Below are 15,557 nucleotides of genomic sequence, written 5' to 3'. Positions count from 1 at the left end.
GCGTGGATCGGCCCGCCGGAGCGGGCGTCACCAGTAGTGCCGGTGGCCCGCCACCGCGTGCCCCGCCGCACCCAGTACCCACAGCACCAGGCCGACCAGGGCGAGGATCAAGCCGATCGTCCAGATGATCGAGATCCCGGTGACGAAGCCGACGATGAGCAGAATGACTCCCAGCACGATCATGACTACCTCCGGCCCCCGCGCTAACAGGATCGCAACGCGTCTACCACTGCGCGGCGCTCTTATGCCTCCCGATGTGCCACTGACGGGAACGATCGGGCCCGCGCACGCGTACTCAGGCCGAGAACCGTCCACCCAGGAGCCGCGCATGACCAGCCCGCACGAGTCCTTCCGCCTGATCCCCGGCGCAGCCGCCTCGCCGGTGATCCTGCACGTACCGCACTCCTCGCGCCTGATACCGGAGTCCGTCCGCGCCGGCATCGTGCTCGACGACCGGGCGCTGGAGGAGGAGCTCGACCACATCACCGACTCCCACACCGCCGCCCTCGCCGCGGCGGCCGCCGGACGGGCCGCCGCCACCCCCTGGCAGTTCGTCAACGGGCTGTCCCGGCTGGTCGTCGACCCCGAGCGGTTCCCCGACGACCGCGAGGAGATGCGGGCCGTCGGCATGGGGGCGGTCTACACCCGCACCACGCACCGCGAGCGCCTGCGCCCGGCCGGCTTCGACGGGCGGCCGCTGGTGGAGCGCTACTTCGAGCCCTACGCCCGGGCGATGGAGCAGGCCGTGACGGACCGGCTGGAGGCCGTGGGCCGCGCGGTCGTCCTCGACGTGCACTCGTACCCCGCGCGGGCGCTGCCGTACGAACTGCACGGCGAGGGCCCGCGGCCGCCGGTCTGCCTGGGCACGGACCCCTTCCACACCCCGCCCGGACTGCTCTCCGCGGCCCGCGAGGCGTTCGCCGGCTTCGGCGGGACGCAGCTCGACACCCCGTTCGCGGGCACCTACGTCCCGCTGGCGCACTACGGGAAGGACGAGCGCGTCGGCGCGCTGATGATCGAGATCCGCCGGGACCTCTACATGTCCGAGCCGGGCGGCCCGGCCGGGCCCGGCCTGCCCGCCCTCGGAGCGGCCCTGGCGGGACTCGTGGACACCCTGACCGCACGGACACCCTGACTGCACGGCCCCCGTGGCCGGCCCTCGTACGGCCGCCCGCCCGCCGGACCCGGCACGCCCGGATCAGGCGGGCGGGCCCGCCGGTGCCGGGGCCGTGGAGGCGCGGATGACCAGCTCGGGGTCGAAGAGCAGCTCTCCGGTGGGCACGTCGCGGTTGCCGACCAGGGCCAGCACACTGCGGGCCACCTCCAGCGACAGCCGGTCGGCGGGCTGCCGGACCGTCGTCAGCGGCGGATCGGTGAACTCGGTGACCCCGGTGCCGTCGTAGCCGACCACCGACACCTCCCCCGGGACGGACCGGCCCTGCCGGCGGATCCCGCGGATCGCGCCCAGGGCCATCCAGTCGCTGGCGGCGACGATCGCGGTGGCCCCGAGCTCCAGCAGCGGGCCGACGGCGGCCTGCCCGCCCTCGACCGTGTAGGACTGGCGGATCACCCAGCGCTCCGCGTCCTCGATCCCGCGCCGGGCCATGGCCGCCAGGAAGCCCTGCACCCTGCGGTCGGCCGGCCGGTTGCCCGCCGGGCCGGAGGCCATGCCGATCCTCCGGTGGCCCAGCCGGTACAGGTGGTCCACGGCGAGTTCGGCGGCGAGCAGGTCGTCGGTGGAGAACACCGGGACCGCCACGCCGTCCGCGAACTCGCCGTTGACGCCCACGTACGGGACCCGGCGCTGGCGCAGCACTTCGTAGGCCTCGGTGTCCGCGCCCTCGACGGTGTTCGAGGCGGAGAGGAACACCACCGCCGCGATGCCCTTGTCCACCAGCGAGGAGACGAAGTCGAGTTCCTGGACCCCGCCCGCGAAGGCCGGGCAGAGCACCGTCTTGAGCCCGTGCGGGGCGAGGGCGGCCTCGATGCGCTCGGCCACGTCGGCGAAGAACGGGTTCGAGATGTGGTCGGTGATCACGGCCACCAGCCGTCCCTGCGTGGTGCGTTCGTAGCCGAGCTCGGCCATCGCCTGCTCCACCGCGTCCCGGGTCTTGCGCGAGACGCCCTGGCGGCGGTTGACCACCCGGCTGACGGTCGCCTCGCTGACCTGCGCGCGGGCCGCGACGTCGGTGATGCCGACCTTCATCGCCGTCCTTCCGTGATCGTGAGCGAGGCCAGACCACCGCGGGGGACGGCCAGGCTCCGCGGCCCCTCCCCGAACCGGGCCGACGTGGACTCGATGATACGGCCGTCCGGGGCGTGGATCACCTGTACGACCTCGGCCGGCCCGCCCTGCACCGACAGGGTCAGCAGGTCCCCGGCGGAGCCGTTGACCAGGGTCACCCGGCGGTGGGCGGACAGGTCGAGGGGGACGACCAGGGCGCCGTGGACGGCGATCAGGCAGCGGTCCCCGGCGGCGGCCCGCACCAGCGGGTACAGCTCGTCGGGCCGGCCCGGCTCCACCTCGCCGTCCAGCAGCAGCGCGCGGTGCTCGTGCCACTGGCGCAGCCAGAAGCCGAGCGCGTCCCGGTGCGCCCGGGGGATCCGGTCCAGGCGCACCGAGACCTGCGGGACGGAGTGCAGGGCGCCGATCAGCTGCCGGGCCACCGCTTCCACCGGCGCCTGCGCCGACCACAGCAGCATGTCGGAGTGGACCGCGCCGCCGACCGCCGTCAGGGCCGTGTCCAGGGTGCGGACCCGGTTGGCGGTGGCGTCGGCCGGGCAGTCGAAGGAGCGCAGCATGTTCCCGAACGGGGCGGCCCCGGGCCCGGTGTACGGCTGGCGCAGCTCCAGGAGCAGCCCCTCGGGGCGTACGTCCTCCAGCGCGGCCCGCAGTTCGGCGAGCAGCCCGGCCATCGCCCGGCCCACGTCCCCGCCGCCGTCGCCCGCGTACACCATGGCCTGGTCGAGGAAGTCCAGCTTGAGCCCGTCCAGGCCGTGCCCGCGCACCAGCCGGACGCACGACTCGACCACGTGGCGGCGCACTTCGGGCCGGCGCGGGTCGAGGACCCGGGCCCCGGGCACGGTGGCCGCGGCGGGCGCGTACGGGGCCCAGCGGGGGTGGCAGTCGGCGCCGGGGCCGATCAGCAGGGGGGCGGTCCACGCCAGGTAGCGCAGGCCCAGGGCGCGGACCTTCGCGACGTGCCCGGTGAAGTCGGGGAACTTCACGGGGTCGGGCCGCCAGTCGCCGAGGCCCGCGTAGCCGCGCCCGTGGCCGTACTCCTGCCAGCCGTCGTCGAGGATGAGGGCCCCGCAGCCCAGCCGGGCGGCCAGCGCCGCCTGGGTCTCCACCTCCTCGGCGGTGACCTCCTGGTTGAAGGCGTACCAGGTGGAGTAGACGGGGGTGCGGGCCCCCTCGGGCACCGGCATGGGCGGCAGTTCCCGGGCGTACCAGGCGCGCAGCGGCCGCAGGGCGGCGGCCACCGAGGGGGCCGACGGGACCAGCAGGATCCGGTGCGGCCGGCCCTCCGGGTCGGCGGGCAGCCGCAGGTGCACCACGTGGCTGTCGTTCTCCTCGGAGACCCCGAAGCGCAGGGTGGCCTCGGGGGCCGGGTCCGCCGCCGCGAAGGTGAGCAGGGTGGCGCCGGAATGGTCGTAGAGGCAGCCCGCGGCCAGGCCGGAGACCAGGGAGACCGAGGCCCGGCCCTCCCAGTCGGCGACCAGGGTGCGGCGCCAGCCGCCCAGCGGGTGCCAGTAGCCGGCGGCGTCGCCCAGCGGGACCGAGAACCGGATCTCCACGGGGGCGCCCTCGGACGCGGCCTCCAGCAGGAGCAGGCCGCCGGGGAGCCCGGCCAGGGTCCAGCCGGCCGGGGCGGGGTCCTCGCCCGGGGCGTGGACCAGCACGGCCGCCCGTACCCCGTCGAGCAGGGGGGCGTACGGGACGGGGGGCAGGTGCGCGGTGGTCACGGGTTCCGGGGACGGCGGGACCGCGTCGGCACCGGTGGCGGTGTCGGTCGGCATGGTCACTCCTTCACGGCGCCGGCGAGCAGGCCGGACACGAAATGGCGCTGGAGCGCGAGGAATACGGCGGCCATGGGCAGGGCGGCCACCGAGGTGCCGGCGAGGATCGCGCCGTAGTCGGTCTCGTCCAGGCCCTGGAGGGAGGCGAGTGCCACCGGCAGGGTGTACGTGGAGCCCTCGCGGAGCACGACCAGCGGCCAGACGAAGTCGTTCCACTGGTAGAGGAAGAGGAAGATGGCCAGCGCGGCGAGCGCGGGCCGCATGGGCGGCAGCGCCACCCGCAGGAACAGGCGCAGCTCTCCGCAGCCGTCGATCCGCCCCGAGTCCAGCAGGGAGGCGGGCAGCGTGGCCATCGACTGGCGCATCAGGAAGATCCCGAACGGCAGGGCCAGGTTGGGCAGGACCACCGCCTGGTAGGTGCCCAGCCAGCTCAGATCGGCCATCATCCGGAACAGCGGCACCAGGGTGACCTGCGCGGGCACCACGAGACCGAGCATGAGCAGCCCGAACAGGGCCTCCCGGCCGCGGAACCGGAAGACCGCGAACCCGTAGCCGGCCAGGGTGCAGACGGCCCCCGCGCACACGGTGTACACGGTGGCGATCAGCAGGGAGTTGAGCAGGACCCGGCCGAACTGCGCGGAGTCCTGGAGGGACCGCAGGTTCTCCGCCAGCCGGCCGCCGGGCAGCAGCGGCGGCGGGCTGGCGAAGATCTCCTCCGAGCTGTGGGTGGCCCCGATGACCAGCCAGTAGAACGGGACCGCCACGGCCGCCAGGAGGATGGCGAGCCCGGAGGTCAGCAGGATGCCCTGGGCCCGTGAACGAGGGGTGGTTCCGGCGGTCTTCAATCCTTCTCTCCCAGGAGGCGGAACTGGATCAGGCCGAGGATTCCGATGAGGACGGCGAGGGCGTACGCGAGGGCGGAGGCGTAGCCGAAGTCGAAGTACTTGAAGGCGTTCTGGTAGAGGTACACGCCGACGGTGAGCGTGGCGTTGTCCGGGCCGCCGCCGGTGAGGACGTACGGCTCGTCGAAGAGCTGGAGGGTGCCGATGGTGGAGAGCACCGTGGTGAGCAGCAGGACCGGGCGCAGCCCGGGCAGGGTCACGTGGCGGAAGGACTTCCACGCACCCGCCCCGTCCACGGCCGCCGCGTCGTACAGCTCGGCGGGCAGGCTCTGCAGCCGTGCCAGCAGGATCACCGCGTTGTAGCCGGTGTAGTGCCAGGTGAGGGCGAGGCCGAGGGAGACCTGCGCGGCCAGCGGATGCGTCAGCCACGGGACCGGGCCGGCGCCCACGCGCTCCAGCAGCCAGTTCACCAGCCCGTACTCCTTGTTGAGCAGGACGGAGAACACGATGCCGTACGCCACGAGCCCGGTGACCATCGGCAGGAAGAAGCCCAGCCTGAAGACGGAACGGGCCCTGAGGAGGCGGGAGTTCAGGGCGACGGCCAGACCGGTGGCCAGGGCCAGCATGACCGGTACCTGCACGACCAGGATGACCGCGGTGTTCTCCAGCGCGGTCCGGAAGAGCGGATCGTGCAGCAGCCGCTCGTAGTTGGCGGCGCCCACGAAGGTCTCCGCCCCGCCGGTGCTCCGGTGCAGGCTGAGGACGAAGGACCAGCCGATGGGGTAGAGCTTGAAGACCGCGAAGAGCAGCAGGGCGGGCAGGACGAACAGGTACGGGGCGGGGCGGCGGCGCGGCCTCGTCGCACTCACCGGACGACCTTGCGGCCCGTCTGCTGCGCCAGCTGGTCGGCCGCTTCCCTGAGCACGCGGGCCGGGTCCGCGCCCCCCAGCAGGACCTTCGACTGGGCGTCGGTGACCAGCTTGAGGGCCCGCGCGTAGTCGGCGGTGTAGTTGACGGCGGGCTGGGGGGCCTTGAGCGCGGCGAGGAAGATCTCGCCCCGCTTCTGCCCGCCGAAGAACGCGGACGGCTCGTGGAAGACGGCGTCCCCGTACGCGGACATCAGCGCGGGTGCGATCCCCTTGTCCCGGTAGGTCCGCACCTGGGAGGCGGGGCGGGTGAGCACGAACTCGACGAAGGACCAGGCGGCCGCCTGGTGCCTGCTGCTGCCGGCCACGGCGAGGTGGGTGGAGTTCACCGTCGCCGCCGTCGAGCCGCCGCGCCGGACGGCCGGGGGCAGCCGGACCTTCCACTTGCCGCGCTCGCCGGGCACCTGCTCCTCGATGATCCCGCCGAACCAGGTCGGCATCGGCCAGACCGCCGCGGTGCCCTTCTTCAGTGCGCTCATCAGGGTGTTCCAGCCGCCGGCCAGGTCGCAGACGAGCCCCGCGTCGTTGAGGGTCTTGATCAGGGTCATCGCCCGGACGGCCGCGGGGGAGTCGAGGGTGATCCGCCCGTCGAGGTCGAAGTAGAAGGCGCCCTGGAGCTGGAGGAGCATCTGGAAGAAGTTCGCGGCGTCGGCCTGGGAGGCGGGCTTGTCGAGGCCGATCAGGAAGGCCCCGGTCTTCGCCTTGAGCTGCTTCCCGGCGGCCACGGCCTCGTCCCAGGTCTGCAGGGCCTCCGCGTCCACCCCGGCCTTCTCGAACAGGTCGGCGCGGTACCAGAAGCCCCCCGAGTTCGCCTCCCAGGGAAGGGCGTTGACCCGCTTCCCGTCCGGGGAGACCGTCTGCCACAGGCCGGGGGCGAAGGCCTCCTTGTGGGCGTTCGCGCCGAGCGGGCCGAGGTCGGCGAGGCCGCCGGGGAACTTCTCCACGTAGCCCGGCAGGTAGTCCACGCCGATGTGCAGGACGTCCGCGAGGCCCTGGCCACCCGCCGCCAGACCGGTGGTGATCTTGTCCCAGATGGCCGGGTTGCCGATGTCCTCGACGGTGACCTCGATGCCCGGGAACTTCTTGTTGAACTCCGGTGTCAAGGCCTTCAGTTCGGCTGCCGGGCCCTGCCAGGACCAGACGGTGATCCGGCCCTTGTCCTTCGCGCCGGCGGAGCCGCCGGCGCCCGCCGTGCCACTGCTGCCGGAGCAGCCGGCCAGGCCGGCGAGTCCGATGCCCGCGGTGAGCGCCCCGCCCGCCTTGAGCACTCTTCGACGACCGAGTTCCATGCCGTTCCCCTGTTCTCCGCCGGTCCACCCGGAAGCTGACTGGCCGGAACTCAATCACGCGGCTGATCGACTTACAAGTCCCTGATGAAAACTTTCAGTTGGAACCGGCAAGCAGATCTGCCCGATCCGTTGCAACCGCGGCATACGCCTTGCTAGCGTGCCGCGCGCCGACCTCGTGGCAGACGAGGAACCAGGCTCCCGCCCCCAGCCACCGCTGGGAGGTGCCCCCTCCCGGGAGAACCGATGACGCGTTCCCGCACCGCCCTGCTCGCAGCCCTGGCCCTGCTCGCTCCGCTCACCGCGCTCGCCCTGGCCGAAGCACCTGCGCAGGCCGCACGCGCCGCGCAGCCCGCAGCGGCCGCAGGGCGCGACCGGCCCGCACCGCCCGCCGCCACCCCCCTCGCCCTGACCGACCCCGGCTTCGAACAGGGCGGCACCGGCTGGGAGTTCACCGAGGGCACCGGCGTGGCCGCGAACAACCCGCACGGCGGCAGCCGGCTCGTCTACCTCGACGCGGGGGCCGGCCGGAAGGTCTCGCAGACCCTCACCGCCACCGCTTCCGGCAGCCACGACATCTCCGCGTGGATCGCCACCGGCGGGGCCAACGGCCGGTTCACCGCCCGGGTGAACGGCACCGAGCGGGCCGCGCTGACCCTGCCCGAGGGTTCCGCGTACCGGCGCTGGACCCTCAGCCGGATCGGACTCGCCGCCGGCGACCGGCTGGAGATCGCCTTCGAATCCGGCGACGGCTGGGTCAACGCCGACGACCTGATGCTCTCGCCCGCCGCGCCCGCCGACCCCCGCATCAGCTCCTCGGACCCGAAGATCGTCGAGATGTTCGACTGGTCCAAGCGGAAGGCGAACAGCTGGGTCCACCCCGCCGGCACCGAGGGCCCGCTGAACGTGGACGAGTACGACCGGACGGGCAGCGGCACCGGCACGTACGGCCCCTCGTACTGGGCGGGCTACGCCAACCGCAGCGGCTACTACTCCCGCGACACGGCCCACCAGCTGGCCGGCGCCGGAGTCCTGGGCCTGCATGCCGAGAACAGGGCCATGCTGCGCGCCTTCGCGGCCACCGCCACCCCCGAGCACAAGTACTACCCGGTCTGGGCGCTCAACTTCGACAACCGCACCCCCCTGTCCATCGACTACCGCAACCCCTCCCTCTTCGTCCGCGAGGTCCCGGCCGCCTTCGAGCTGGTGCAGAAGGCCGAGGAGGCCTTCCGCTGGAGCGGGGACCGCTCCTACCTCACCGACCCCGTGCTGTGGGACTTCTACCGGCACGCCACCGGGGAGTTCGTGGACCTGCACGACGGCATCAGGGACAACGGCACCGTGAAGGTCGCCGAGGGCACCGGCAAGGGGATCTTCCAGGGCACCGCCAGCTACAACGAGCAGAGCGGCGAGCCCCTCGCCGAGGCCGGCGACGCCATCGGCTCCCAGTACCGCGCGTACACCGCGGCCGCCTCCCTCGCCCGCGCCAAGGGGGACACCGCCCTGGCCGCCGCCTCCGACCGGCGGGCCCGCGAGCTGAAGGCGTACTTCAACACCGAGTGGAGCGGCACGGGTTCGGGCGCCGACATGATCCGCGGCTGGACCACCGACGGCCGCCCGCTCACCGGCTGGGGCAAGGAGAACAGCTGGTTCATGCCGATGAAGCAGATCATCGACCCGGGCCCGCGCCGCGAGGCCTACCTCGACTACATCGACGAGCAGGCCTCGGGAGAGGGGCGCCCGGACAACATCGAGGCCCTCACCTACCTGCCCGACACCTTCTTCGCCAACAACCGCAAGGACACCGCCTGGAAGTGGATGCGGGAGGTCTACGACTGGAAGGACGTCCGGCACGTCAACACCGCGCAGGGCACCAACGGGGACTACCCCGAGGTCTCCTTCACCCTCCTCGGCCAGACCGTCGAGGGCCTCCTCGGGGTCACCCCCGATGCCCCCGCCCGCCGGCTCGCCACCCAGTCCCGGCTGCCCTCGGGCATGGACTGGCTGAAGATCGACGACCTGAGGATCGGGAGCTCCGCCTTCTCCCTGCGGCACGACGGCGACCGCAGGTCCGTGCTCACCCACACCTCCGGCACGGGGACCTGGCGCTGGGAGGCCCGGTTCCCCGGCACCTGGTCCTCGGTCCGGGTGAACGGCCTGCCGGTGCCGGTGCGCACCAAGGTCGTCGACGGGACCACGTACACCTACGCCACCCCCACCGTGGCCCCCGGCCGCACGGTCACCGTCCAGGTGCGCTGACCCCCGACCCCCCGCCCCCGTTCCGGGAGTCCGGGCGGCGGGGCCGAGGGGCGCGGGGTGTCCGAGCACCCCGCGCCCCTCTCCCTTCCGGAGCGGTCCGGCCGCTAGGGGGTGGTCTTGCCCACCTCCAGGTCCGCGGTCGGGTCCTCGACCGTGCCGCCGGGCGGGCCGGCCGCGGCGCTGGTGTTGTTCTCCGGCTTCGGGTCGCGGGTCAGCGCCGAGACCGTGGCCGTGTTGCGGATGTCCGAGCCGTCGCCGGTGTAGTCCGCGTCCAGCTTCACCTTGATCACCCAGGTCACCGAGGCCCCGGGGGCCAGCCGCGGCAGCGTGCCGCAGGTGACCGTGCGGGCCGAGGCGCAGCCCGGGTCGCCGGAGACGAAGCTCAGCGCCGTCGGCAGGGTGTCGGTGACGCTGACCTGCTCCGCCTGGGAGGGGCCGTTGTTCGTCACGGTGATCGCGTAGTCGAAGGTCTCGCCGGGGGCCACCGGGTCCGTCTGGACGGGCCGCTTGGCGACGGCCAGGTCCGCGGCCGGGGCGGCCACGCTCCCGCCGGGCGGGTTGGCGGTGTTCGAGTCGTTCTCGCTCGCCGGGTCGATGTTGTCGGCCGTCACCCGTGCGGTGTTCTTCAGGTCGCTGCCGTCCCCGCTGTACGCCGGGTCCACCTTGACGGTCAGCAGGTACTCGACCGTCTCGCCGACCTTCATCGGAGTGGCGCGGCGGCAGGAGACCACGCGGCCGGAGACCTCGCAGCCGGCCGGCGAGGAGGTGACGTACGACAGGCCCTCGGGCAGGTTGTCGGTGAGCTTGACGTTGTACGCGTCCGCCGAGGGGCCGTTGTTGGTGACCCGGATCCGGTAGTCGAAGCTCTCGCCGGGGACGGGGGACCGGCTGCCCAGCGCCTCCTTGGTGACGGCCAGGTCCGCCGTGGGCTTGTTGACCTTGCTGCCCGGCAGCCCGGCCGGGGAGCTCGTGTTGTTCTCGGGCCTCGGGTCCTTGGTGTCGGAGGTGGCCGTCGCGGTGTTGCGGACGTCCGAGCCGTCGCCGGTGTACGTGCTGTCCAGCCGGACCGTGAACCGCCAGCTCTTGGACGCCGTCGGCTCCAGGACGGCGAGCGGCCCGCAGGTGACCGTGCCGTCGGCGGCCGAGCAGCCGTCGGCCGAGGTCACGAAGGCGAGCTGGGCGGGCAGCTTGTCGGTCACGGTGGTGTTCAGCGCCCGGGAGGGCCCGTCGTTGGTGGCGGTGACCACGTACTCGAAGGTCTGCCCGGGGGCGACGGGGGTGTCGGTCACCGGTCGCTTCGCGGTCCAGACGTCGGCGCGCGGTTCGGTGACCCCGCCCGGCGGCAGCACCGGCCGCGAGGTGTTGTCCGCGGGCTCGGGGTCCTTGGAGGCGGAGGAGGAGGTGGCGGTGTTGCGCAGGTCGCTGCCGTCCCCGCGGTAGGCGGGGTCCAGCTTCACCTTGAACGTCCACACCACCTCGCCGCCGGGCACCAGGCGCGCGAGCGGTCCGCAGGTGACGGTGCGTCCGGAGGCGGTGCACGGGTCGGCCGAGGAGACGAAGGTGAGGCCGTCCGGCAGGGTGTCGGCGACCGTGACGTTGCGGGCGTCCGAGGGGCCCTTGTTGGAGGTGCGGACCTCGTACTCGAACTCCTGGCCGGGCACGGTGGGCCCGGCCCCCAGCGGGGTCTTCACCGTGGCGAGGTCGGAGACCGGGTCGAACGGGCCCGGCGGGATGACCGGCTTGGGCGTGTTGTTGTCCGGGGTCGGGTCGGTGGCGTCCGAGCTGCCGGTGGCGGTGTTGCCCAGGTCGGACCCGTCGCCCTGGTACGAGGCGCTGAGCCGGGCCTGGAAGGTCCAGCTCCTGGTCTGGCCCACCCCGAGCTGCGGCTCCGGCCCGCAGGTGACCGTCTGCGCGGTGGCGGTGCAGCCGTCGGCGGAGCCCACGAAGGTGATGCCCGCGGGGAGGCGGTCCCGGGCGGTCACGTTCCGGGCCACGGACGGGCCGTTGTTCCTGGCCGTGAGGGTGTAGGTGATGATCTCGCCGGGCGCCCGGGTGGTCCGGGCCGTGACCTCGATGTTCTGGCCCGTCCGGGCGGCCGCGGGCCGGCCGGCCGGGGCCGCTGCGGCCACCGCGGGCGGGGCGGTCCACAGGGGCGCCGCGCTGATCAGCGCGGCCAGGGCCCATGCTGCGGGCCGCCGGCCGGGGGTGCTCGTCATCGCATCTTTCCGTTCGTGGGGAGTCGGCCGTACGAGGGGCCGTACGGGAGTCACTGGAGGTGCGGTGGGGCAGGGGGGGCGGGGCGCCGCAGGGGAGCGGGCGGTCAGCCCGCCTTCGCCGTCTTGGCCAGTTCCACGTCCGCGGTGGCCGGCCGGACGCTCCCGCCCGGCGGCCCGGCCGTACCGCTGTTGTTCGCCGGCACCGGGTCCCCGGTGTCCGACGCGGCGGTCGCGGTGTTCGTCAGGGCCGTGCCGTCGCCCTGGTAGCCGGGGTCCAGCCGGACGGTGAAGGTCCACGACACGCTCTGGCCGGGGGCGAGTGCCGCCTGCGGGCCGCAGGTGAGGGTGCCCGCGTCGGCGGTGCAGCCCGGAGCCGGGGCGACGAAGGCGAGGGCGGGCGGGAGCGGGTCGGTGAACCGCACCTGCCGGGCCGTGGACGGGCCCGCGTTGCTCACCGTCACCCGGTAGGCGAAGGTCTCCCCGGGGGCCACCGGGGCGGAGCCGGCCGCCGCCTTGACCGTGGACAGGTCGGCCCGGGCGACCGGGGTCCCGCCCGGCGGCCCGGCCGCCGCACTCGTGTCGTTGGAGGGCTGCGGGTCCGGTACCCCGTGCCGGACGGTGGCCGTGTTCCCGAGGTCCGTGCCGTCGCCCTGGTAGCCGGGGTCCAGCCGGACCCGGAAGGTCCACGTGGTCTGTGCGCCCGCGGCCAGGGCGGTCCGCGCGGGGCAGGAGAGCACCTGCCGGTCCGCCGTGCAGCGGTCGGGGGAGGAGACGAAGGCCAGGGCGGCGGGCAGGGTGTCGGCGACGGTGACGGCGCCGGTGTCCGAAGGGCCCAGGTTGCGGGCGGTGATCCGGTAGTCGAACTCCTCGCCGGGGGCGACCGGGCCCGTGCCCAGGCTCTCCTTCAGCGCCGCCACGTCCGCGCGGGCGGTGACGGTGACGGTCTCGGACGACGCGGTGTTGTCGTCGGGGTTGGTGTCGGAGCGGTCGGCGGGCGGGGTCACGGTGGCCGTGTTGGCCAGGGTGGCCGGCTGGGCCGGTGCGGTGCCGGTGATCGTGTAGGTGACCGTGCCGCCGCGTTTGAGGTCGGCCGTGGTGTCGAGGGAGCCGCCGCTGCCGGAGGCCCTTCCGCAGGCGCTGCCGGTGTCCGCCTTGCACGTCCAGGTCACGCCGGTCAGCCCGGGCACGGTGTCGCGGACCGCCGCCCCGGTCACGTCGTTGGTGGTGCTGTTGGAGACCGTCACCGTGTACGTGACCGGGCCGCCGCCGGCGGGCACCGTCCTGGTGTCCACCGTCTTCTTGACCGTCAGATCGACCGGGACGTTGATCCTCAGCTCGTTGATCTCGTGGTGGTTGGTCGCCCCGCCCGTCCCGGCCGAGAACCCGACCTTGAGGGTGGCGGGCAGGGCCGGCTGGTCGGTGATCCCGGTGATGTCGAAGTCGGTGATCAGCTTGACCGTGTCGGTGCCGGGCCCGCTGTCGGACCACACCGAGAGCAGCATCTTCCTGCCGCTGGGCAGCAGCGAGACGCGCACGGTCCGGTTCTTGGCCCGGCTGCCGGTCTCCACCGTGCTGCCGGGCGGGGTGGCGGACGTGGCGTACCGGTAGCCGGTGGAGCCGTTCCCGCCGCCGCGCACGACGATCTTGTTCGGCTGGACTCCGGGACCGCCGTTGCCGGTGGAGGACGAGGAGAAGTTGCCGAACTCGTCCAGTCCGATGCCGAGGTACGCCCCCGGCACACCGGCCCTGGCCGTACAGGTGGAGCCGGCCATCGAGCAGGCGTAGCCCAGTGCCCCGCCCGTCGCGCCCACCCCGTCCGCGGCCGCTCCGTCGGTGAGGTAGAACGACAGGCCGTCGCCCCGCTTCCCGTCGAAGGCGGTGCCCCCGTAGGTGGCGTACGTGAACTGGGCGACGATGCCGAGGGCGGAGGAGAAGGAGTCCTTCATCTTCCAGGTGCCCGCCTGGTTGCTGGCGGTCGAGGTCAGCCGCAGCCAGCCCGCGTCGGGGTAGGAGGCGTTGCCCGTCGTGGTCCCGCTGTTCGCGGAGCTGTCGAAGGGCTCGTAGACGGGGAAGGACACCGCCCGCGGGGCGGCGCGGCCCGGGTCCGCCCCGGCCGGGGCGGCAGCAGCGGGCAGCAGCAGTGCACCGGCGCACAGCAGGACCGCGGCGGTACGGCCCGCCCAGGCGCGCAGTCCGCGGCGCAGGCCGGTCACGGGGCGGATCCGGTACGGCGGGCCCGGCGGGCGGCGACGGCGGCGCAGAGCCCGGCCCCGATGGCGACCAGGCCGCCGGCCGCCCAGGCCAGCCGGGCGGCCGGGCCGGATCCGGAGTCGGCCAGGTCACCGCGGCCGCGGTGCCCGTCGCCCCGGTGGTCCTCCCCGCGCCCCTGCTCGTGCCCGTCCTCGCGGCCGCCCTGCTGCCCGCCGCTGCTGCTGCCGTGGCCCCCGGCCCCGCCCCCGTCGTGGTCCCCGCCGTGGCCCCCGGAGTCCGGGCGCAGGCACAGCGGCTTCCCGCCGGGGCCGGTCGTACCGGGCCGGTTGGCGTTGTCGGTGGTGTCGGGGTCGAGGCTGGCCGAGGTGACGCGGGCGATGTTCTCGACCGGTGTGCACGGGTGCTTGCCGGACCCGCCGGACCCGCCGTGCGTGCTCTGGCCGCCGGAGCCGCCGCCTCCCGCCCGGTCGTGGCCGGACCGCACCCGTACGGTGATGCGGAACTCGGCGGTCTGGCCGGCGGGCAGCCGGTCCCGCTCCGGGCAGACCACCTCGCGGTCCGAGCCCCCGGAGGTCTCGCAGTCGTCGGGGGAGGAGAGCAGGGCCAGGCTGTCCGGGAGCCGGTCGGTGACCCGCACCTGCCGGGCGGTGGCCGGGCCGCGGTTGTGCACCGCAATGAGGTACGTGAACTTCTCGCCCGGCCCGACGGCCGTACGGCCGGGTCCCAGCAGCGCGGTCTTGGTCAGGGACAGGTCGGCGGTGCGGGAGTTGGGCGGGATCTTCAGCCCGGTCAGCGAGGCCTTGTCGTTGGCGGGGTTGGGGTCCTCGCTGTCGGCCCCGACCACCGCCTCGTTGACCACGTCCGAGCCGTCGCCCTCGTACCCGGGGGCCAGCCGTACCGTGACCACCCAGGTGTGCGTGCGGCCGACGGAGAGCGCGGCCAGCGGGCCGCAGCGCACGGTCCGTCCGGCCGCGGTGCAGCCGTCGGGGGAGGAGACGAACTCAAGGGCGTCCGGCAGAGTGTCGGTGACCACCACCTGCCGGGCCGCGGAGGGGCCGTGGTTGGTCACCGTGAGGGCGTAGTCGAAGGTCTCGCGGACGGCCAGGGCGGCCGGCTGTGCGGGCTGGTCCTGCACGACGGTCTCGGCAGAGGGGCGCAGCGCGGCCGAGACGGCGAGGTCCGCGCCCTGCCCCGCGGGGTGCGGACCGGCGGGCTCCGGGGCGTCGGGGCGGCCCGCGGCGCCGTCGCCGTCCGTCTCCGCGGCGGCCGGGGAGGCGGCGGGGTCAGCGGGGACGGAGGGGCCGGGGGAAGGGTCGGCCGTGGCGGCGGAGGGGGCCGGTACGGCCGCCGAGGGGGCGGAGGACAGCAGCAGGCAGGCGGCCACTCCGGCACACGCCGTGAGCGTGCCCCGGAGCGGGCCGCGGGCCCGGGGCCCCTTGGACATGCTTCGCATCGACCACCCTTCACACGGCGCACGGGACATGGCGCCCGTCGGCCAGGAGCTGCGTGATCATCTCTTCACACTTATCTGGCGAGGGGGTGGCGAAATGAGCCCGTTTGCCGCCTGAGGGTGATCACATTCAGCCCGTCGGCCGAGGCGGGGGCCGTGCCGCGCCCCGGGCACCGGCCGGGAGGCGGGTCCGCGCCCCTTGCCCCTCCGGGACCGACCCCCGTCCGCGGCTCGCCGATCGCCGACCGCCGATCGCCGACCGTCGGCTGCGGCCCCTCCGGTACCCCCTGGTCACGGCTGCACGGCTGCACGGCTGCACGGCTGCACGGCTGCCCTGCTGCTGCCCG

General features: G+C 74.1%; 11 protein-coding genes. 2 read left to right on the top strand and 9 right to left on the bottom strand.

Annotated features, from left to right (window positions below):
- Positions 1–27: 27 nt before the first annotated feature.
- On the bottom strand, positions 28–183 hold the full coding sequence (locus tag ACZ407_RS02025) for a DUF6131 family protein (protein ID WP_468124692.1): 156 nt from the start codon (positions 181–183) through the stop codon (positions 28–30).
- 145 nt (positions 184–328) lie between these two features.
- On the opposite strand from ACZ407_RS02025, the gene ACZ407_RS02020 reads away from it, so the two are divergent.
- Entirely contained in the window at positions 329–1,135 is an 807-nt protein-coding gene (locus ACZ407_RS02020) for an N-formylglutamate amidohydrolase (protein WP_468124691.1), read from the top strand.
- A gap of 63 nt (positions 1,136–1,198) precedes the next feature.
- Here the strand turns inward: ACZ407_RS02020 and ACZ407_RS02015 are convergent, their stop codons facing one another.
- Genes ACZ407_RS02015 through ACZ407_RS01995 form a run of 5 tightly spaced genes read right to left on the bottom strand, consistent with a single transcriptional unit; the run spans position 1,199 to position 7,077 of the window.
- On the bottom strand, positions 1,199–2,206 hold the full coding sequence (locus ACZ407_RS02015) for a LacI family DNA-binding transcriptional regulator (protein ID WP_468124690.1): 1,008 nt from the start codon (positions 2,204–2,206) through the stop codon (positions 1,199–1,201).
- Entirely contained in the window at positions 2,203–4,020 is a 1,818-nt protein-coding gene (locus tag ACZ407_RS02010) for a glycoside hydrolase family 36 protein (RefSeq protein ID WP_468124688.1), read from the bottom strand. The genes ACZ407_RS02015 and ACZ407_RS02010 overlap by 4 nt, the downstream gene beginning before the upstream one ends.
- A 2-nt stretch (positions 4,021–4,022) precedes the next feature.
- Complete coding sequence (locus tag ACZ407_RS02005) at positions 4,023–4,865, bottom strand: carbohydrate ABC transporter permease (protein WP_468124687.1); 843 nt, start codon at positions 4,863–4,865, stop codon at positions 4,023–4,025.
- The gene (locus ACZ407_RS02000) at positions 4,862–5,731 is read right to left on the bottom strand and encodes a carbohydrate ABC transporter permease (RefSeq protein WP_468124686.1); all 870 of its coding nucleotides are present in this window, start codon (positions 5,729–5,731) and stop codon (positions 4,862–4,864) included. Before ACZ407_RS02000 ends, ACZ407_RS02005 begins: the two co-directional genes overlap by 4 nt.
- A complete protein-coding gene (locus tag ACZ407_RS01995; protein ID WP_468124685.1) occupies positions 5,728–7,077 on the bottom strand; it encodes an ABC transporter substrate-binding protein in 1,350 nt (449 codons plus the stop codon). The genes ACZ407_RS02000 and ACZ407_RS01995 overlap by 4 nt, the downstream gene beginning before the upstream one ends.
- A gap of 243 nt (positions 7,078–7,320) precedes the next feature.
- Between ACZ407_RS01995 and ACZ407_RS01990 the strand changes: the two genes are divergently transcribed.
- A complete protein-coding gene (locus ACZ407_RS01990; RefSeq protein WP_468124683.1) occupies positions 7,321–9,333 on the top strand; it encodes a hypothetical protein in 2,013 nt (670 codons plus the stop codon).
- A 104-nt stretch (positions 9,334–9,437) separates the two neighbouring features.
- Here ACZ407_RS01990 and ACZ407_RS01985 read toward each other — a convergent pair whose 3' ends face one another.
- From ACZ407_RS01985 to ACZ407_RS01975, 3 genes are all read right to left on the bottom strand, one after another.
- The gene (locus ACZ407_RS01985) at positions 9,438–11,549 is read right to left on the bottom strand and encodes a DUF11 domain-containing protein (protein ID WP_468124682.1); all 2,112 of its coding nucleotides are present in this window, start codon (positions 11,547–11,549) and stop codon (positions 9,438–9,440) included.
- 104 nt (positions 11,550–11,653) lie between these two features.
- Positions 11,654–13,762, bottom strand: coding sequence for a hypothetical protein (locus ACZ407_RS01980; protein ID WP_468124680.1), 2,109 nt, complete (start codon positions 13,760–13,762; stop codon positions 11,654–11,656).
- Entirely contained in the window at positions 13,759–15,204 is a 1,446-nt protein-coding gene (locus tag ACZ407_RS01975) for a DUF11 domain-containing protein (RefSeq protein ID WP_468124679.1), read from the bottom strand. Before ACZ407_RS01975 ends, ACZ407_RS01980 begins: the two co-directional genes overlap by 4 nt.
- Positions 15,205–15,557 lie beyond the last annotated feature (353 nt).

The organism is Streptomyces sp. NPDC030809 (genome assembly GCF_055572195.1).
Note: the sequence above shows the minus strand (reverse complement) of the source record. Positions and strands in the feature narration are given on the sequence as shown.

Bases quoted from the DNA above. Each gene is read 5' to 3' on its own strand.
- ACZ407_RS02010 (WP_468124688.1), bottom strand. From the start codon at position 4,020: ATGCCGACCGACACCGCCACCGGTGCCGACGCGGTCCCGCCGTCCCCG.
- ACZ407_RS02025 (WP_468124692.1), bottom strand. From the start codon at position 183: ATGATCGTGCTGGGAGTCATTCTGCTCATCGTCGGCTTCGTCACCGGG.
- ACZ407_RS02020 (WP_468124691.1), top strand. From the start codon at position 329: ATGACCAGCCCGCACGAGTCCTTCCGCCTGATCCCCGGCGCAGCCGCC.
- ACZ407_RS01995 (WP_468124685.1), bottom strand. From the start codon at position 7,077: ATGGAACTCGGTCGTCGAAGAGTGCTCAAGGCGGGCGGGGCGCTCACC.
- ACZ407_RS01985 (WP_468124682.1), bottom strand. From the start codon at position 11,549: ATGACGAGCACCCCCGGCCGGCGGCCCGCAGCATGGGCCCTGGCCGCG.
- ACZ407_RS01975 (WP_468124679.1), bottom strand. From the start codon at position 15,204: ATGTCCAAGGGGCCCCGGGCCCGCGGCCCGCTCCGGGGCACGCTCACG.
- ACZ407_RS02015 (WP_468124690.1), bottom strand. From the start codon at position 2,206: ATGAAGGTCGGCATCACCGACGTCGCGGCCCGCGCGCAGGTCAGCGAG.
- ACZ407_RS01990 (WP_468124683.1), top strand. From the start codon at position 7,321: ATGACGCGTTCCCGCACCGCCCTGCTCGCAGCCCTGGCCCTGCTCGCT.